Genomic DNA, 18,256 nt, shown 5'->3' on the forward strand with positions numbered 1-18,256 from the left:
TGCATTCATTGAGTCTCTGACTCAATATCTGACTAGAGGCAGAGCCTCTAATCAGGCATTCCTATGCAGAGCATAGGAACGAGATAAACCAGCGAACAATGAGAAATTGATCTTTTTTTGACTTGTGTGTACACCGTAGCTTTCCAAGGGGGGATTAAGGGGGGTAATTTGACTTGTGTGTACACCGTAGCCTTATAAAGGGGAGGTTGGGAGGGGTCAAAATAATACGCAGCTTTACAGAGAATTGGTATTAAACCCTTTGTTATAAAATAAGCTAACTTCCGCCACAGTGTACTAGATTTAATTTGGGATTTTCCAATTTTTATGCAACCTCGACAAGGCATCATTGAAATATTTTCAACTTTTGTGCAGTTTGCTGGCGAACGCTTTAGTCGTTGGGGGACGGAATCAAATTTGCGTCGCAGCATTCAAAGTTGTCTAAACCGCACGCCACAAGAAACTTCTGAATACTTTTGGGCACTTTATTGGTATAAGTTTTGGCAGCTTCCCGAAACTGAGTCAATCGCTAGGCAACATCTCATAGCTTATTTGCAAGAACCTTGCTATTGGGTATCTCAAAAGACGGTTACTAGTTTTGCCAGTACTCAGTATAAACTGTCAGACTGTTTTCAGATTGCGATCGCACAAGTTGATAAAGTCCTCAAAGGTTTTAACCCTAATCAAGGTTTTACCTTAAAAAACTACGCCAATGCCATCTTTAGCGGTGCTATCCGCGAAACTTTGCGCCAAAAGAGGGAAGTTGACATTTGTACAGATTGGGGACTGTTGCGAAAAATCACTAAAAAGCTTTTGGTGGAGTCTTTGCAAAATGCTGGCTTATCCCCAGAGAATATTAATGCTTATATCCTTGCTTGGAATTGTTTCACAACCCTATATATTCCTACAAAAACTGGTACTTCTCGCCAACTTTCTCGACCCGACGATAAAGTTTGGGAAGCGATCGCTAAAGCTTATAATTCACAAAGTAGTCAGCAAGTCAATCCCCAAACTTTGGAAAAATGGCTGCTAAATGCTGCTAAATCTGTCCGCAAGTATTGTTATCCCACCCCGGAGTCTCTGAATACTCCCAAAGGCGGCGATGATTCCTGGGAGTGGTTGGACAATCTTACGGGAGGTCAACAAGAATCTCTAATCAATGAAATTGTCACCCAAGAAGAAGAACAAACTAGAATTTCTCAGCAAACTGAGATTAACAAAGTTTTAGTTGTAGCGATCGCTCAACTTGAACCGCAATTACAAGAGATTGTACAACTTTACTACGGGCAAGAACTAACTCAAGACAAAATTGCCAAACAATTACAAATGCAGCAATATACTGTCTCGCGGCGACTAAAAAAAGCGCAGGAAGCTTTGTTGCGGTCTTTGGCTAACTGGAGTCAAGATAATTTGCATATTTCTATTACTTCAGACCTACTCAAAAATATAAATACAGTCATGGAGGAATGGCTGAGAAATTATTACTAGGGAGTGAAGAAGGGAATAGGGTACAGGTTACAGGGTACAGATTATTTATTCCCTATCACCTTTCACCTGTAACCTCTCCCCCAATCCCTAATCCTCAATCCCTAATCCCCAATCCCTAATCCCCATGACTACCAACACTACTATATTTACTTTTGCTAACCCAACTGACCTGATTTTAGAAATCCCCACCGCCACCCAAAGTCAAGCGGATGTTTACAGTCAATCTTTTTCTAACCCCATTTCTGGCTATCAAGGTTATATTAATGAACTTTGCCTAAGTGCTATTTTGCTATGGTTACAAGAAGATTTCACGCCTCAAGCAAAGGTCTGGCCAAATACAACTGTTTTATCGAGTTTCTGGGAAATAGTAAATGGAACCGCAATCACCTTAGATGCAACTCGATTTATCTTGATTCCCAGTGAGACAATTGATTTAAGCGAATTGCGAGTACCGCAAGAATGGGTAGATATTCCGAGTTGGGTAGGTGATTACTACTTAGCTGTGCAGGTAGAACCAGATGAAGGCTATGTTAGAGTTTGGGGTTATTGCACCCATACACAACTCAAATCTCAGGGTAGTTATGATCCAGGCGATCGCACTTATTCTCTTGATGCTGCCGACATCATCAATGATATCAGTGTTTTAACTGTGGCGCGGCAACTTTGTTTAGAAGAATCAACACGTAGCGCTATTCAAGAGATTCTTGCCATACCGCAACCACAAGCACAAAACTTAATTAGCCGTCTGGGAAATCCAGAAATACTTACACCGAGACTAGCTATCCCTTTTCAATTATGGGGAGGGTTAATTGAACATGGCGGTTGGCGAAAAAGCTTATATCAACGACGCTTGGGACTACCAGAACAGTGGTCGGTTCTTCAATGGTTGCAAAGCGGTGTTTCTCAAGTTGCTGAAGCTGCCGGTTGGGGAAGCTTTGATTTACAACTGAGTGCGGCCGGGGCGCGGAGTGTTGACCAAAGGCAACCAGAATCTATTTTATCTCGTGAACTGGCGATCGCAGGTCAAATCTATGAATTGCTGATTACACCACAAGACGAACCAGACGCGACTGTTTGGCGCTTTGAGTTACGCAACCTGACAGTGGGTGCAGCTATTCCTGGTGGTTTTAAACTCCGACTACTCACTGAAGATTTACAGCCTTTTCCCAACAACGAAGATATTGCTATATCTGCTGTAGAACAACTTTACGTAGAAGTTGCGCTGCTGCCTGGAGAAGGCATAGTCTGGGAAATAGAACCTCTTCCCGAAAATTATGACCGAGAAATACTCAGATTTTAAACTCTTATTTGGCTTTTTTATAGATAATTACAGTGGAGAACTGTCTGGTAAATCCACTTACACATAAAAAGCCATGAGAGCAAAACCTAAACAACAAATGCGTATATGGGCGATGTTGTGTCATTTATCAGCTTTATTGGGATGGATATTATTATGTTTTTTGGTATTTATTGGTATCCCTTTATATTTACCTCTCAATCTTTTAGCCCCACTCCTCATCTGGAAATTTAAAAAATCACAATATCCCTGGATTGATTTACAGGGGAAGGAATCACTGAATTTTCAAATCTCGTTAACATTATATACTTTGATTTTTATAGTAATCTCCTTGTTTTTATTGTTAATTAGCTTTAGTCTAGCACTGGCTACCAATGGTTCATTTAATGAAATTAAAACTACTTTAGACAGCTTATTATTTTTTCTTATATCTTTAATTTCATTAAAGCTATTACTACAATCATTCTTAGTAACTTTTGCGGCTGTCAAAGCTTACAATGGAGAGCATTATCGTTACCCTTTAACAGTTAGATTTTTACGATAAGAAATGATTTAATATCGATTATTCTCAAATAAACATTAAAATGTTATATTTTTATTTGCTTACTTTATGATATAGAGTTTCAGTATAATATAATCTTAAACGATATAATAGACAAAATGATATTATTAAATAAATAATAACTTGTATAAATCTGGGAGTAAATAATAATATGATTGGAGTTGCGATCGCAGGCACGGGATTTGGTCAAAAAGTCCACATTCCTGGATTTCAAGCACATCCTCGCACTGAGGTAGTTGCTGTTTATCATCGAGATATAAATAAAGCTAAAGCCATAGCAGAATCCCATAATATCCGCCATGCCTCTGACTCACTTGCAGAGATTGTGGCATTACCTGAAGTGCAAGCAGTCAGCATCTCGACACCACCCTTTTTGCACTATGAAATGGCAAAAACTGTACTGCAAGCTGGGAAACATTTATTACTAGAAAAACCAACAACTTTAAATGCAATTGAAGCTAAAGAACTTTATCAATTAGCGAAAGCAAAAAGCGTAATTGCAACTGTAGATTTTGAATTTCGCTTTGTCCCAGCATGGCAGTTATTTGCTGAGTTATTGTCAGAAGATTATGTGGGTAAGTTACGCTTAATTAAAATTGATTGGTTAGGTTCTTCTCGTGCTGATACTTCACGCCCTTGGAATTGGTATTCTGACAAGGATAAAGGAGGTGGTGCATTAGGATCTTTAGGTTCCCACGCCTTCGATTATATTCACTGGTTATTCGGGCCAGTCCGTAGATTAAACGCCCATTTAACTACTGCTATTCCTACGCGAGTTGACCCTGTTAGTGGCGAATCCAAGCCAGTGAATACAGATGACAACTGTATATTAACGCTGGAATTAGCTAATGGTACACCTTGCCAACTTTCTATTAGTGCAGTTGTTCATGCACCAAGAACCCATTGGATAGAAGTATATGGCGATCGCGGTACATTAATAGTGGGCAGTGAAAATCAAAAAGATTATATACATGGTTTTCGTGTTTGGGGTTCCCAGCCAGGTAAATCTCTCACGGAAATAGAAATACCAAATCGGTTAATTTTCCCCAAAAATTATGCTGATGGACGCATTTCTGCATTTATCCGCGTAGTAGACCAATGGGTGCAAGGAATTGACCGCAATCAGGAAATTACACCATCCCTACGAGAAGGAATTTATTCTCAGTTGTTGATGGATTTATCCCATGAATCTCATACCAAAGCAAGTTGGATAGATGTACCCAGCTTGGAAGGTTTTCTTCGTAACTAAAGAAATGAGCAAAACTCCTCGCATTCATATTCCACCCGAAGTCAGAATTTATGTTTTTCAACGTGACAAATATCAATGCCAAAGCTGCGGTAAAACCACTGTAGAAACTAACCTTAGCATTGACCATATCATTCCCCTTGCCCTTGGCGGTCAAAACGATATCAGCAATCTCCAAACTCTTTGTTTTACCTGCAATCAGCAGAAAACAGACAAAATTGATCCTCGTTTCCGGCGATATTTTCAGCTTTAGGTTACGATGGTATGAGCTATTCGTTTCTTATTTCTATGCCTCAAAATCACAATAGCAATTCGCCAAAATTCCTCAACATAAAAACTACGTTTTTCTACGTCTTTACTTTCATTGCTGTTTTAGTAGTAGCTTTTCCCTGGCTATATGAGATTAAAACTAAAGCTGGGATCGATATATCACGTAGCCGCCACGCAGGAACCTTTTTTGAAAAACATACCCACGGACTCTTCAGGTGTGAGTGGCTTTATCCCTACCATTGCGATCGCTCCCAGATTAAGTAAAAGCAATTAAACCAATTCGCAATTACGTTTTGTGTTACCGAGTTTGCGTTCGCTTTTAGCGTCTCGTAGAGAGCATCCGGGGATTTAGCTTAGGCTTCAATTCGCGCTGCCCTTCAAAGGCTAAAACTTAAACCCCCAAAGTTCGTTAAAAAGAGAAGGGGAAAATTTTCCCCTTCTCTCTATTTAATACCCATTTAATTAATGATTTCAACACATCATTGGGTAAAGACGCGATTCATCGCGTCTCTACAAATGGTCTATTTGTCGCATTCTTTTTTCAAATTGGTATAAAAATTTTACCCCAATTGACTTAACCAAAAATTGACCTCGTTCCCAGTTTCCGATTAGGAACGAGGTTTTTGACTTAAGTTGATATCAATGCACCGCTGTGCGTGTCTAAATCTATCCCAACTGATTTGAGATCATGCTGACATCAACGGCTAACTTTTTACCCAACTTGAGCAATTGAAGACACTGATTATCTCCTTCATTCCCAACGCTAGTAATACACACCGGCTCGATCTGACTGTGCAGACAACTAAAATATAGTTCCTGCGATCGCTGTAGGGAAACATCAATATTCAGTTGATCCCCGACATCAATCAATCGCTCCAACAGTTGGATATCTGCATTAAAGCTACCATTGGCATCGTGCAACAATTGCCAGAGCGATCGCGCGATTAACTGTTCTAACATCTGTTTACCGTCGGGAATATTCAACCGACAACGCAGATGTTTTGCTTCAGTTGCGATCGCTTCCAATTCTAAGATGTGACTCCAACTCTTTTGGGGATCAGCGATATCTTGCTCAAGCGATCGCAATGTCATCAAACAACGATGCCCTAAAGCAATATCTGCTGCTACCTGCAATTCTTGCGGTACTGCTAATTCATCTCGATGAAATGCCATCAGCACACCATAATTATCACGGTACGCTTGAGTATACAACTGTCCTAAACGTGTCAGTGTTTCCTGACTAAGCAGCCGCATAATCCGGTGGCGTTCTTCAGCAAATAGATTCTGTAAACTGAAAGCTTCTTCCCCAAATAGCTGCGTCATCACCAAGATAGTATGAGCCGCGCTAGCTTGTTTTAGTGCCCCAAACAGCTTTTCTTTTAATTGGCTGTAGTCACGCCGCCCAGTAAATTGTTGAATGCAGCAGTGGAAATCCCAGCCTCCCAAATGCAGAACAGCAAATACCAAATGCTCACTTTCCCAAGTAATCTCTGATACCAGCTTTAAATTTCCTACAGCCAGAGTTAGCGATCCCATCCGTTGCAGTTGGTAATCTAGCTCATTGGCAGCGTAGCAATAAACCTTTTTGTGGTAACGCTGAGACTGTTGATCAGCAGCATCTTTTCTCGGTAAGGAATTGTGCGTTTCTGCTGGTTTGTGATTGGTAAATAGGGAAGTAATAGCGTAATGGGCTGCTACTTGCTTAAAGCCAAGCTGGGCAGTTAACACGAGTTGCCGATAAATTTCGCCACCGTGTTTGAAGTCATCCACATTGCTGGGGGCTAAACCAAGACGTTTGACGAAGCCTTTTTCCAACTGCACACCAGCCACTTCCCCTGCCAATTCCAAAGCACGGCCAGCGTAGCGCAGAATTTGTGTCCCCTCTGGACGGGAAATTTCTTCAAAAAACCAACCGCAACTAGTGAACATCAACAAAGCGTGACGCTGCATTTCTAATAGGCGTAGCGCATCTACTTGTTCGGCGGCGGTTAGTTTGTGGGTTTGATGACGGGCTAGGAATCGGTTGACATTGGTAGCAGAGCGATCGCGCAATACTTGGATATATTCATCTCGTGTTTGCCAGGGATCACGAAATAACTGCCTACCATGTTCTTCATACACCTCAGTTAACTGATCCCGCAGCCAATTTAGGGCATCCCGCAGGGGACGACGCCATTTCTGATGCCAAACTGAGCCTTCTCCACCGCAACCACAGTCATCTTGCCATCTATCTACACCGTGGGCGCAACTCCAGGCTGTGACTGACTTTAATTCCACTTCCCAACTGGGAGAATTTAAGCTGAGGTAGTGGGCGAAGTTCGTTACCGTCCAACCCTGTTGAGGAAATTCTTTAGTAAAGGCGTAGGCTAAAGTTTTCTCAGTTCCCTTTTTGTGATGTCCGAAGGTTTCCCCATCTGTCGCCACAGAGATTAACTGTGTTTGACGATGATCCCCACGGACTGCTGAACCGATACGTCCAGCAAAGCGACTGGAATTATAAACAACATCACTAAAACCCATATCCCGCGATATCGGGCCATCGTAGAAGAAGATATCAATGTAGGGGAGGGAGTCGGGAGTCGGGAGTTGGGAGTGGTTACTATCCCCATTCCCTACTCCCAATTCCCTATTCCCTTCCTTGATCGAACTTAGAGGTGAAGATGAAGTGTCTAGCGTTGGCTTCAAATAACAACGATAGGGACGGGTGGGATCAATCTGACTACCACCGACTTCGTGCCATTCAGGATGGGGATGATCTGGAGTGGGGACGGGACGACAACGTAGTGCTTGAGATGGTGCAAGGATAATGAAGCGAATACCCTCAGCCACAAGGGCTTCTAGGGTGGCATAATCCACACCAGTTTCCGCTAGCCACATTCCTTCGGGATCACGGCCAAAGCGGGAGCGGAAGTCTTCTTTACCCCAGCGAATTTGGGTATATTTGTCGCGTTCATTCGCCAGAGGCATGATGATGTGATTGTATACTTGCGCGATCGCATTGCCGTGACCATGCAAGCGATCGCTACTCTTAGCATCCGCCTCTAAAATCCGCTGATAAACCTCCACATCGTAGCGTTCTAGCCACGACATCAACGTTGGCCCAATATTAAAACTGAAATACTCATAATTATTAACGATCTTCACCACTTCGCCTTGGTCATTTAAGACTCTGGCAAAGGCATTCGGACGATAACATTCCCAATGAATCCGCTCATTCCAGTCATGGAAAGGTGCAGCGCTCGGTTGGCGTTCAATTGCGTCCAGATAAGGGTTTTCCCTTGGTGGCTGGTAAAAATGACCATGCACCGTCACATAAACACCATTAGCCTTTCTCAGGGGATCGGTTTCTTTGGTGTTTTTGGGATCTGAATGTAATGTTAACGTTGAGCCAGAGCTAGCTGGCATTTCAGCAGCAGAAGTCATGTATATTTAATCCAAAACAAAAAACTTGTAGTTGTACCAAAAACATTGTGCTTGAAGAATAATTCAGGAGTCAGAATGAGGACGCTCCAGGATGAGCTAACGCTGCGCTATCCACCAGTCGCACAAAATTCATTCTAAATTCTGGCTGCTGACTCCTGAATTCTGTTTCGATAAACCTTTCTACAATGGTTTTTACACAAAATCCGGTATAAAGAACAACTATGGAATACAACAAAATTTTTGACAAAGCGTTTTCATTGTAGTGGGAAATCTGCGTTATCGCACAGCCCTTTCCCTGAAGGCTCAAAGTAATTAGCCATTGAACAAGGCCTTAGTTAGGGGTTTCTCGTTAGCAGCGCTAATCAAAATTTTAATTGTCTTTTAATACATTAAACCCCATTTTTGGTGTAATATTTTGGCTCAATTTCATAGTTTTGCAACAAAAGATTACAAAAACTCATTATATCGCAATCGAATTTTACATACAGAGCAGTGAGGTGAAAACAGTACAATTCCTGAATTGCTCTACAGACGGTTGAGAGTATCATATCGGAGTGATGAGTGAAAGTGATTGTTAATTCAACACTCCAAATTTAAAATTTAGGATTGCTCGCTGTGAATGATACCTTCAACTTAAGACAACAAATGTCAACCAAAAACATTATTCTTTTCGTTTTACTACTGTTTATCCCGGTTTCTGTAGCAGCCCACTTTCTGGAATGGGGAGAATTGATAGTTTTCATTACAGCTGGATTAGCAATTCTGCCCTTAGCAGCTTGGATGGGTACAGCTACAGAAGAAATTGCTGTCGTAGTCGGGCCATCATTGGGGGGCTTGTTAAACGCCACCTTTGGCAATGCTACAGAACTAATCATCGCCCTAGTAGCGCTGAACGCTGGATTAATAGATGTAGTCAAAGCCAGCATCACGGGATCAATTATTAGCAACTTACTATTGGTGATGGGTTTTTCCATGCTTTTGGGAGGACTGCGCTACAAAGAACAGACATTTCAGCCAATTGTGGCGCGGGTGAATGCTGATTCCATGAATTTGGCAGTGATTGCCATTTTGATGCCAACAGCCATGAATTATACCTCTCAAGGAATTAACGAACAAACACTGCAAAATTTTTCTATTGCTGTTGCTGTAGTGTTAATCCTGGTTTATGCCTTAACGCTGCTATTTTCGATGAAAACCCACTCCTATCTATATGATGTGGGTGTAGCAGAGACAGAAGAAGAGGAAATCCCTCATGCTAAACCAAATATGATGTTGTGGGTTGGCGTGTTGCTAGTATGCACCTTGCTAGTGGCATTTGAGTCAGAAATGCTAGTAGATTCTCTGGAAGTGGCCACATCTCAGCTAGGTTTGACGGCGCTGTTTACAGGGGTGATTTTGGTTCCCATCGTGGGTAACGCGGCTGAACACGCCACAGCAGTCACCGTGGCGATGAAAAATAAAATGGATCTTTCCCTTTCAGTAGCGGTGGGATCAAGTATGCAGATTGCCTTGTTTGTCGCGCCCGTGTTGGTGATAGCAGGGCGGATAATGGGTAAACCGATGGATTTAGATTTCCAACCCTTTGAATTAGTAGCTGTGGTTGCGTCAGTGTTGATTGCAAACAGTATTAGTTCTGATGGTAAGTCCAATTGGCTGGAAGGCACTTTGTTATTAGCTACCTATACAGTGTTGGGATTCGCCTTCTACTTCCATCCAGTTATAGAAGGTATAGGCTAGTACCGCAAGGCGGAAGTCAAAAGTTAAAAGTCAAAAGAATTGTATTCTAAGCTTTTGCGCCATTTGAAATGGTATGTTTGTTTCCGCCGTGCTGTACTAGTTAAGCAGTGCGTAGGCGTAGCCCGTCGTAGACATCGCTCATAGTTTAACGGATTCGGAGAAGTCCACATCCTCAACGCCAGTAAAATAAAGAGATATAAGAGCGATCGCCTGTATGAGCTACTGCCTTAATCCCCACTGTCCCAAGCCTGAAAATCCTAATCATGTAAATTTTTGCGTGACTTGTGGTTCCAAGTTACTCCTCAAAGAACGTTACCGTGCGATCAAACCAATCGGACAAGGTGGTTTTGGCAAAACCTTCTTAGCTGTGGATGAGGATAAACCCTCAAAACCACGCTGCGTAATTAAGCAATTTTATCCCCAATCCCAAGGCACTAACACTCTTGCCAAAGCCGTAGAGTTATTTAACCAAGAAGCTGTGCAATTAGATGAATTGGGCAAACATCCTCAAATTCCAGAACTACTGGCATATTTTACCCAAGAAAATCGGCAGTATCTTGTACAAGAATTTATCGACGGACAAAACTTAGCTCAGGAATTGGCACATAGAGGTGCTTTTAGTGAAATACAAATCTGGCAATTACTAAGTGATTTATTACCAGTTTTGCAATTTTGTCATACTAGACACGTAATTCACCGCGATATTAAGCCAGAAAACATTATTTTACGCGAGAGCGATCGCAAACTAGTATTAGTAGATTTTGGTGCTGCTAAATCTGCTACTGGTACTGCCTTAAATAGAACTGGTACTAGTATTGGGAGTCCAGAATATGTTGCACCTGAACAAATGAGAGGTAGGGCTATTTTTGCCAGTGATATTTACAGTTTGGGTGCGACTTGTATTAATTTATTAACAGTGCGATCGCCTTTCGATTCTTATGATACCAACAACGATACTTGGATATGGCAGCAATACTTGCAAACTCCTGTTAGTAATCAGTTGAGTCACATTCTCAACAAGATGCTAGAAAGTATTCCGATTCGGCGTTATCAAACAGTAGATGAAGTTCTCAAAGACTTAAATAAATACTCGCCAGCAGCAGCAAAACCAGCAATAGCACCAAAGCCTATCCCTCAATCACCACCAAATTCTCCACCCAATTTTGTATCGAAATCTCCTAGTCAACTCGATCGGGAATTAGAAGAAATGAAAACCCAATTTATGGGTGGTAACAAACCTCAAGCAAATAAAATACAACCACAAAACCCCACACCTCAGCTTTCTAGTAACAATAGAATAGATGAAGAATTAGAAGAATTAAAAGCCAAATATCTTGGTAATAATAATCCTTAAAATCCAATATAGTTCAGAATGAGCAACAAAACCCTCATGTAGAGACGACGATTTATCGCGTCTTCTTCAAAGACCAATTACCTACACCAATAACCCTTAGCCCAAGAGTATTGCCTTAAAATCAATCAATAATACCCATTCAATTAATGATTGCAACACATCATTGGGTAAAGACGCGATGAATCGCGTCTCTACAAATGGTCTATTTGTCGCATTCTTTTTTCAAATTGGTATAAGATACAGCAGTTTTATTTTGCATTTAACTCAGCATGAAAAAGAAAGTGACTCTGAAACTCAGAGCCACTTGTAATATTTATTCTGAAACAGTCTAAACTTTTTCAGTAAATTGAGAATTTAGAAGTTTAAAAGGTTACTTCTTAGATTCAGCAATGGGAACCCATTCGGTATGGAAGCTTCCGGGTTTATCAAGACGCAGGTAAGTATGTGCGCCAAAGTAGTCGCGTTGTGCTTGAGTTAGATTTTGGGGCAAGCGATCGCGGCGATAGCTGTCAAAATAATCCAAGGATGCGCTAAATGCGGGTACTGGAATTCCCACTGTTGCAGCTGTCGCAATCACTTCCCGCCAAGCAGTCTGTCTGTCGAGAATTGTCTGCTTAAATTCGGGAGCTAACAGCAAGTTAGGCAAAGCTGGATTTTCGCTAAAAGCCTTCTTAATCTTATTCAAGAAGCGAGCGCGAATAATACAACCACCTTTCCAAATCCGCGCCATTTCGCCCAGATTCAAATTCCAGTTATATGTTTTGGAAGCTGTGGATAGCAACGCCATCCCTTGAGCATAAGAACAGATTTTTGAGCAATAGAGAGCATCGCGTACTTTGTTGATAAAGTCCTTAGTTTGCCCGTCATACTTGCCACTGGGGCCTGTGAGGACTTTCGATGCTGCTACCCGCTCCTCTTTAATCGAAGATATAATCCGGGCATTAACTGCTGCTGTAATTGTAGGAATAGAGACTCCTAATTCCAATGCAGTTTGCACAGTCCACCGTCCAGTTCCCTTTTGACCGGCAGCGTCAACAATCAAATCGACCAGGGGTTGATTTGTGTCTGGGTCAATATATGGGAAGATATTCTTCGTAATCTCAATCAAAAATGAATCGAGTTCATCGGTGGTGTTCCATTCAGCAAACACGTCATGTAGCTGACTGGGGTTTAATCCAGCGACATTTTTCAGCAAGTCGTAGGCTTCAGCAATTAGCTGCATATCGCCGTACTCAATGCCGTTGTGTACCATTTTTACATAGTGGCCAGAACCACCAGGGCCAATATAGGTTACACAAGGGCCATCATCGACTTGGGCAGCAATTTTGTTGAAAATTGGTGATAGAAACTCGTAAGAGCTTGTTGTACCTCCAGGCATCAGAGATGGGCCATTCAACGCCCCTTCTTCACCGCCACTGACACCCATACCAAGATACCGAAGCCCAGTAGGTTCTAATTCCTGAGTGCGGCGTTCCGTATCTTCAAACCAAGAGTTGCCACCGTCGATAATGATATCGCCTTCTTCTAACAAGGGTTTGAGTTGAGCAATCACCGCATCCACTGGCTTACCAGCTTGCACCATTACTAGAATTTTGCGGGGACGTTCCAATAAGGCAACGAATTCTTCTAGAGTAAAGGCGGCTTTGACGTTCCGTCCTGTAGCACGCTGCGCCATAAACGCATCCGTTTTTTCGCGGGAGCGGTTGTAAACTGCAATTGGGAAGCCATTGCGCTCCACGTTGAGAGCGATGTTCTCACCCATAACGGCTAATCCAATCACACCAAAGCTTTGTAGTGTCATAAAAAATTTCTGGCTAACTCTTGCAGATCCTTTACCTATAAGGGTAGTCCGATATTTTCCGTTCTCCCCTAAAGAAGACCTTAAGACTTGATATAAACGACAAAAATCCACAACTAACATGGATAATTAATTTTAAATTGTATCTAAATCAACAATTGACTGACAAAATTTGCAAAATTGAAATAATTAAAGGACGCAGTAAGGAGTAACCAAATAATGCTGGCATTTGTCCTAGCTTTGGTAGTGGGTCTTGGTAGTTTAGCCATTTACATAGCAGCTTTCTTTTTCCCAGAAATCCATCGTAAGAATGACTTTATCTGGAGTGGTGTGGGACTTTTCTACGCTTTAGTTTTATGGGTGTTTGCACCACGCATTACTGGAGGTTTGTTGCTGGGTCATGTGGCTAGTGTGGCTCTTTTGGTCTGGTTTGGCTGGCAAACTCTATCATTACGTCGCCAACTGACCCCACAGGCACAACAAACCCAAGTACCCAGTCCTGAGACGGTAAAAACTGGCATTCAAGAACAGGTGAATAAGTTGTCCCTTCAGGAACGGTTGGGCCAGTTGCAAAAAGGTCTGGGTAGTACCTTCAGTGGTGCGAAAGACAAGGTGCAGGAGACTGTGAGTAAAAAAACACCCACAACCCCTAAGCCTGAAGATATTATTTCTGTAATATCAGAGCAACCTGCTGTTGAGATTATCGACAAAACTATTGTCATACCAGAACAACCAGTAGAGGAGACAGTTACTACTGACACCGAAGCAAAAACTGAGAGCGTACCGGAAGCGATTCCACCACATCCCCCATCTCCTGAATTGGTGGAAGCAGCACAACCAGATTTAGAAATTGAGGATAAGCAACCGATTCCCGTAGAAGAAATTGCGCCGGATGCGGTACTCGCCCCCCCAGCAGAACCGCCACCGGAGGCAATACCACCTAATCAAGGTAGTTAAATTCTGTGAAACCCAACGTTAACCTAATTAGATGTTGGGTTTCACGAATTTAGATAAAAAAATAGCTGTTGGGCTTGCTTCTATTGAACGTGGAGATGTAATAGATGGTGAAGTGGTGATGGCGCGACTGTCAGAAAAATTACGCAAAGCGCGTGAGACTCCAGGATAATGGAATATTTTATTGCCAAAGAAGCAAGTCTCTTTCTTATATTAGAATTAAAGATTGGAAAATCAGGAGAGATTAGCTAATGAACCATTCAGAATGGAGAGTTAAAGTCTTAGAAGAAGTGCAGCAAATCCCAGATGCTAAGTTATCACAACTCTATGAGATGATTCACGGATTTCGACTAAGCTCAGAAACTAACAATCATAATGCTGCTGCTATCATGCAGTTCGCAGGTTCCTGGAGCGATATGTCAGAAGAAGCATACGGCGAATTTTCAGACGAGATTGCTATCCGTCGTCAGCAAGCATTTTCTCAAAGACAAAACCGTGAAACCAGCATTGATTGATACTGATATCTTGTCCTTGTTCTTCCGTGGTAATACTAATGTAGTAGCTCAGTTTCAGGATTACTTGATAACGTATCGTAAAATCAACATTAGTATTATCACTTATTACGAAATTCTCAGTGGGTTAAAGCACCGTGATGCCCAAAAGCAACTCGCTTTGTTTTTGGAGTTTGTCGCCCAAAATACTGTCTTACCCCTTACTGAACAATCAGTCACCTTAGCCGCAGATATCTACGCAAACTTGCGCCTTCAAGGGATTCCCATCGATGATATTGACTTGCTCATTGCTGGGGTTGCGATCGCCAATAATCTAGTTATGATTACTCATAATCAGCGTCATTTCGGTAGAATTGAAGCACTAGAGTTGCAAGATTGGAGTCAAGCTTGACGTGCTTTGATTGCGATAAAAGTTACTCTATCGATTTTATGCAGCGATCGCACTACCATCAAAATAAATAAGGGCATATAGCGATCGCACTCCCATACCCCCAGCTTCAAATATTTTAGTTCTGTAAGGTGCGTTACGGCGCAAAATTAGCGTCGGGTGAAGTCTTTGCTGTAGATATCGCTCCCCGAATATTTACTAAATTAGCCGAAATTAACGATACAATCATTAAAAAATACCCAAAAAATACTTAAGCGATTCATCATGGTAGCAATATCTAACGTTCAGGTGACGATTTCTCTAGCTGAACTGGGTTTAGACGATGAGGAATTGCAAAAACAAGTAGAAAATTTGCTACCTCAGTTAAGAGAAGTGGATGGGGTAGAAGATGCAGATTTAGTTGCAGTGGAAAACGCACCCCAGGGTACAAAGAGTATCAGCGGCTTCGTGTGGGGATTGTTAAAAGCACAAGTTAACGCTTCTAATATCAAGAGTTTGTTTAAATTTTTGAGCGATCGCTTCGGCAACAAACCAATTAAAATCGGGGTGAAAGCGCCTGATGGCAGAGAACTCAATATCGAAGCCAGCAGTCGAGAAGAGTTTGAATTTGCGCTACAGAAAGCACAGGATTTTTTGAACAATAAGTCAAACAGCTAAATGGCAAAAGTCGCACTGTTGATAGGGATTAGTGAATACAAGCCAGGATTAAACCCCCTACCAAGCGCTGTTAGAGATGTCGAGGCAATGCGGCGAGTTTTGGTAAACCCAGAAATGGGTGATTTTGCCGAGGCGGATGTCACGGTGCTGAAAAATCCCCAACGGCAGGAGATGGAAGATGCTATTTATAACTTGTATGCCCATCGTCAGAAAGATGATTTGCTGCTTTTATACTTTTCTGGTCATGGCGTGACAGTCGAAAGTGGTGATTTTTACTTCTCGACTTCCATCACGCGGAAAAATCAGGGAAAATTAATCCCTACTTCAGCTGTAGCAGCCACAAATGTACATAGTTGGATGAACCAGAGCAATTCCAGGCGACTGGTAGTAATTTTAGATTGCTGCTTTAGTGGTGCTTTTGCCAAGGGTTGGACTCCTAAAGATACTGGTATCATTGACCTGCAACAGCATTTAGGAGGCGAGGGAAGGGCAATTCTCACTGCTTCCACTTCTACACAATATGCTTTTGAGTCCGATGGCTTGGAACTTTCGGTTTACACTCACTATCTGGTAGAAGGAATTGAGAAAGGTGCAGCTGATATAGACGGGGATGGCTTGATTGCGGTAGATGAGCTGCATAAATATGCGAAAAGCAAAGTGCAAGAAGCATCCCCCGCTATGACACCAGAATTTTATCCTTTTAAAGACGGTTATCGGATTTTTCTGGCAAAGTCGCCCAAGGATGACCCCACCCTGAAATATCGCAAGCAAGTAGAACGGCTAAATCGCGTCGGTAGGTTTACCATTCCAGCCCGTCGCCTGTTAAATTCATTGCGTTTAACTTTCAACCTTACTCCTGATGTTGCTGATGCTATTGAAGCTGAAGTTCAACAACCATATCGAGAATATCAGAGAAAATTAGAAGAGTACGAGGCAACACTGGCTGAGACAATTGAAAGTGAGTCGAGCCTAAGTGAAACAACTTTAAACGACCTAAGAGACTATCAGCAACATTTAGGTTTGAGAGATGAAGATGTAGCATCAATAGAAGCGCGGATTATTGGTCAACCAAAACCACCTCTATTACCTGAACCCATTAAACAAAATCAAGCCAATCAGTTTGAGTTTGACATCGTGAAGGTGGATGCTCAAGGACAAACCATCAACAGCAGTAAAGGACAGGCTGAGTTTTTTGCTGAAAACTTAGGTAATGGTGTAGTTCTGGAAATGGTTGCAATTCCGGGCGGTAAATTTATCATGGGTTCGCCAGAGAGTGAGCCAGAAAGAGTTAGCAGGGAAAGTCCACAGCACACCGTTACCATTCAACCCTTTTTCATGGGGAAATTTACAGTAACTCAGAGTCAATGGAAAGCCGTTGCTGCCTTACCCAAGGTTAATATTGATTTAAATCCCGAACCATCTAATTTTAAAGGTGATAATCGACCTGTTGAACAGGTTTCTTGGGATGATGCAATTGAGTTTTGCGCTCGACTATCTAAAAAGACTGAGAAAACCTATCGCTTACCCAGTGAGGCAGAATGGGAATATGCTTGTCGGGCGGGAACGACTACGCCGTTTTATTTTGGCGAAACGATTACAACTGATTTAGCGAATTATCGGGGGACAGACTGGGATATTGGGGGAACAGTATACCCAGGTAATTATGCTCAGGGGACAAAGGGCAAATATCGTGAGCAAACAACGGATGTGGGGAAATTTCCTGCTAACCCCTTTGGTTTATTTGATATGCATGGTAATATTTGGGAATGGTGTCAGGATGAGTGGCACGAAAATTATAACGGAGCGCCAAAAAACGGAAGCGCTTGGTTAGTTGATAATGATAATCAAAATCGGCTGCTGCGTGGTGGTTCGTGGGTCAACGCTCCGAGGAATTGCCGCTCGGCGTATCGCAGCTGTCGCACGCGTGTCGGTCGTAGCAACCACGTGGGTTTTCGGGTTGTGTTGGTTCGTGGCAGGACTTAGTATCCCTTTACACTCTTGCCCTTTAGCACTTTGCTCTTTATTTCTTTACCCTTCTTAATGTCTCGCGCTCTGCGCGATCAATTTTTTATTTAATTTTGTATGGATGAGTGATTTACCAATAATACAAAAAACTTACGATTTAATCAAGTGGTATGTGCCAATTTTAAATCGGCTTCCTAGAGATCATAAATTTTTGCTAGGAAATCGGATTATTACAGAACTATACAATTTATTAGATATTTTGATCATAGCACGGTATGCTAAACAGAAATTAGCCCATTTAGAATTATTGAATAGTAAGCTAGATATTTTACGCTATCAAACTCGCCTACTTTTAGAATTTGACTTAATTAAGACAGAGCGTTATGAATATGCTCAAAAACTTTTAAATGATATTGGCAATGATTTGGGTGGATGAATAAAACAGCAAAAAATTAAACCAAGTATTTCCAATTAAAAAATATTCCACCAGCAAGTTTATACCAATTTAATGTGAAGTTGCACATATCTCGATCCCCCTAAATCCCCCTTAAGTAAGGGGTACGGAGATACACACAAGTCCTAAAAACCTAGCTTGATAAGCATTTCCT

At 41.9% G+C, this 18,256-nt stretch carries 17 protein-coding genes; 15 read left to right on the plus strand and 2 right to left on the minus strand.

Annotation, left to right across the window (positions count from 1 at the left end; all coding sequences use genetic code 11):
- Nucleotides 1–324: 324 nt before the first annotated feature.
- The 6 genes from RRG12_RS39310 to RRG12_RS39335 all read left to right on the plus strand — a co-directional run bounded on the left by RRG12_RS39310 (nucleotide 325) and on the right by RRG12_RS39335 (nucleotide 5,124).
- Entirely contained in the window at nucleotides 325–1,485 is a 1,161-nt protein-coding gene (locus tag RRG12_RS39310; RefSeq protein ID WP_420762923.1) for a sigma-70 family RNA polymerase sigma factor, read from the plus strand.
- A 124-nt stretch (nucleotides 1,486–1,609) separates the two neighbouring features.
- Nucleotides 1,610–2,785 carry a DUF1822 family protein gene (locus RRG12_RS39315; protein WP_420762924.1) on the plus strand — a complete coding sequence of 392 codons (1,176 nt, stop codon included), beginning with the start codon at nucleotides 1,610–1,612 and terminating at the stop codon, nucleotides 2,783–2,785.
- A 73-nt stretch (nucleotides 2,786–2,858) separates the two neighbouring features.
- Entirely contained in the window at nucleotides 2,859–3,326 is a 468-nt protein-coding gene (locus RRG12_RS39320; RefSeq protein WP_420762925.1) for a DUF4870 domain-containing protein, read from the plus strand.
- Between the two features lie 169 nt (nucleotides 3,327–3,495).
- Complete coding sequence (locus tag RRG12_RS39325) at nucleotides 3,496–4,593, plus strand: Gfo/Idh/MocA family protein (protein ID WP_420762926.1); 1,098 nt, start codon at nucleotides 3,496–3,498, stop codon at nucleotides 4,591–4,593.
- Nucleotides 4,594–4,597: 4 nt separating this feature from the next.
- The gene (locus RRG12_RS39330) at nucleotides 4,598–4,843 is read left to right on the plus strand and encodes an HNH endonuclease (protein ID WP_420762927.1); all 246 of its coding nucleotides are present in this window, start codon (nucleotides 4,598–4,600) and stop codon (nucleotides 4,841–4,843) included.
- Between the two features lie 35 nt (nucleotides 4,844–4,878).
- Nucleotides 4,879–5,124: a hypothetical protein gene (locus RRG12_RS39335; RefSeq protein WP_420762928.1), complete on the plus strand. Its 246-nt coding sequence runs from the start codon at nucleotides 4,879–4,881 to the stop codon at nucleotides 5,122–5,124.
- A 402-nt stretch (nucleotides 5,125–5,526) separates the two neighbouring features.
- Here RRG12_RS39335 and RRG12_RS39340 read toward each other — a convergent pair whose 3' ends face one another.
- Nucleotides 5,527–8,283: a DUF3536 domain-containing protein gene (locus RRG12_RS39340; RefSeq protein ID WP_420762929.1), complete on the minus strand. Its 2,757-nt coding sequence runs from the start codon at nucleotides 8,281–8,283 to the stop codon at nucleotides 5,527–5,529.
- Nucleotides 8,284–8,928: 645 nt separating this feature from the next.
- On the opposite strand from RRG12_RS39340, the gene cax reads away from it, so the two are divergent.
- Together cax and RRG12_RS39350 are read left to right on the plus strand one after the other, a co-directional pair.
- Nucleotides 8,929–10,020: a calcium/proton exchanger gene (gene cax, locus RRG12_RS39345; protein WP_069067813.1), complete on the plus strand. Its 1,092-nt coding sequence runs from the start codon at nucleotides 8,929–8,931 to the stop codon at nucleotides 10,018–10,020.
- Nucleotides 10,021–10,234: 214 nt separating this feature from the next.
- Nucleotides 10,235–11,374 carry a protein kinase domain-containing protein gene (locus RRG12_RS39350; protein WP_420762930.1) on the plus strand — a complete coding sequence of 380 codons (1,140 nt, stop codon included), beginning with the start codon at nucleotides 10,235–10,237 and terminating at the stop codon, nucleotides 11,372–11,374.
- Nucleotides 11,375–11,744: 370 nt separating this feature from the next.
- Here the strand turns inward: RRG12_RS39350 and gndA are convergent, their stop codons facing one another.
- On the minus strand, nucleotides 11,745–13,175 hold the full coding sequence (gene gndA, locus RRG12_RS39355; protein WP_420762931.1) for an NADP-dependent phosphogluconate dehydrogenase: 1,431 nt from the start codon (nucleotides 13,173–13,175) through the stop codon (nucleotides 11,745–11,747).
- Between the two features lie 216 nt (nucleotides 13,176–13,391).
- Between gndA and RRG12_RS39360 the strand changes: the two genes are divergently transcribed.
- From RRG12_RS39360 to avd, 7 genes are all read left to right on the plus strand, one after another.
- Entirely contained in the window at nucleotides 13,392–14,129 is a 738-nt protein-coding gene (locus tag RRG12_RS39360) for a Ycf66 family protein (RefSeq protein ID WP_420762932.1), read from the plus strand.
- 31 nt (nucleotides 14,130–14,160) lie between these two features.
- Entirely contained in the window at nucleotides 14,161–14,298 is a 138-nt protein-coding gene (locus RRG12_RS39365; protein WP_420762933.1) for a hypothetical protein, read from the plus strand.
- Between the two features lie 79 nt (nucleotides 14,299–14,377).
- Nucleotides 14,378–14,641: a hypothetical protein gene (locus tag RRG12_RS39370; RefSeq protein ID WP_420762934.1), complete on the plus strand. Its 264-nt coding sequence runs from the start codon at nucleotides 14,378–14,380 to the stop codon at nucleotides 14,639–14,641.
- Nucleotides 14,622–15,029 (plus strand): type II toxin-antitoxin system VapC family toxin, encoded by a 408-nt coding sequence (locus RRG12_RS39375; RefSeq protein WP_420762935.1) that lies wholly within the window; start codon nucleotides 14,622–14,624, stop codon nucleotides 15,027–15,029. Before RRG12_RS39370 ends, RRG12_RS39375 begins: the two co-directional genes overlap by 20 nt.
- A gap of 261 nt (nucleotides 15,030–15,290) precedes the next feature.
- The gene (locus RRG12_RS39380; protein ID WP_420762936.1) at nucleotides 15,291–15,683 is read left to right on the plus strand and encodes a sugar ABC transporter permease; all 393 of its coding nucleotides are present in this window, start codon (nucleotides 15,291–15,293) and stop codon (nucleotides 15,681–15,683) included.
- A complete protein-coding gene (locus RRG12_RS39385; protein WP_420762937.1) occupies nucleotides 15,684–17,666 on the plus strand; it encodes a caspase, EACC1-associated type in 1,983 nt (660 codons plus the stop codon).
- A gap of 103 nt (nucleotides 17,667–17,769) precedes the next feature.
- The gene (avd, locus tag RRG12_RS39390; RefSeq protein ID WP_420762938.1) at nucleotides 17,770–18,084 is read left to right on the plus strand and encodes a diversity-generating retroelement protein Avd; all 315 of its coding nucleotides are present in this window, start codon (nucleotides 17,770–17,772) and stop codon (nucleotides 18,082–18,084) included.
- Nucleotides 18,085–18,256: the final 172 nt, after the last annotated feature.

The sequence above is a fragment of the Nostoc sp. CALU 546 genome, from assembly GCF_048836525.1.

Bases quoted from the DNA above. Each gene is read 5' to 3' on its own strand.
- RRG12_RS39335 (WP_420762928.1), top strand. From the start codon at position 4,879: ATGCCTCAAAATCACAATAGCAATTCGCCAAAATTCCTCAACATAAAA.
- RRG12_RS39310 (WP_420762923.1), top strand. From the start codon at position 325: ATGCAACCTCGACAAGGCATCATTGAAATATTTTCAACTTTTGTGCAG.
- RRG12_RS39330 (WP_420762927.1), top strand. From the start codon at position 4,598: ATGAGCAAAACTCCTCGCATTCATATTCCACCCGAAGTCAGAATTTAT.
- avd (WP_420762938.1), top strand. From the start codon at position 17,770: ATGAGTGATTTACCAATAATACAAAAAACTTACGATTTAATCAAGTGG.
- RRG12_RS39380 (WP_420762936.1), top strand. From the start codon at position 15,291: ATGGTAGCAATATCTAACGTTCAGGTGACGATTTCTCTAGCTGAACTG.
- RRG12_RS39370 (WP_420762934.1), top strand. From the start codon at position 14,378: ATGAACCATTCAGAATGGAGAGTTAAAGTCTTAGAAGAAGTGCAGCAA.
- RRG12_RS39325 (WP_420762926.1), top strand. From the start codon at position 3,496: ATGATTGGAGTTGCGATCGCAGGCACGGGATTTGGTCAAAAAGTCCAC.
- RRG12_RS39340 (WP_420762929.1), bottom strand. From the start codon at position 8,283: ATGACTTCTGCTGCTGAAATGCCAGCTAGCTCTGGCTCAACGTTAACA.
- gndA (WP_420762931.1), bottom strand. From the start codon at position 13,175: ATGACACTACAAAGCTTTGGTGTGATTGGATTAGCCGTTATGGGTGAG.
- RRG12_RS39385 (WP_420762937.1), top strand. From the start codon at position 15,684: ATGGCAAAAGTCGCACTGTTGATAGGGATTAGTGAATACAAGCCAGGA.
- RRG12_RS39350 (WP_420762930.1), top strand. From the start codon at position 10,235: ATGAGCTACTGCCTTAATCCCCACTGTCCCAAGCCTGAAAATCCTAAT.
- RRG12_RS39360 (WP_420762932.1), top strand. From the start codon at position 13,392: ATGCTGGCATTTGTCCTAGCTTTGGTAGTGGGTCTTGGTAGTTTAGCC.
- RRG12_RS39315 (WP_420762924.1), top strand. From the start codon at position 1,610: ATGACTACCAACACTACTATATTTACTTTTGCTAACCCAACTGACCTG.
- RRG12_RS39365 (WP_420762933.1), top strand. From the start codon at position 14,161: ATGTTGGGTTTCACGAATTTAGATAAAAAAATAGCTGTTGGGCTTGCT.
- cax (WP_069067813.1), top strand. From the start codon at position 8,929: ATGTCAACCAAAAACATTATTCTTTTCGTTTTACTACTGTTTATCCCG.
- RRG12_RS39320 (WP_420762925.1), top strand. From the start codon at position 2,859: ATGAGAGCAAAACCTAAACAACAAATGCGTATATGGGCGATGTTGTGT.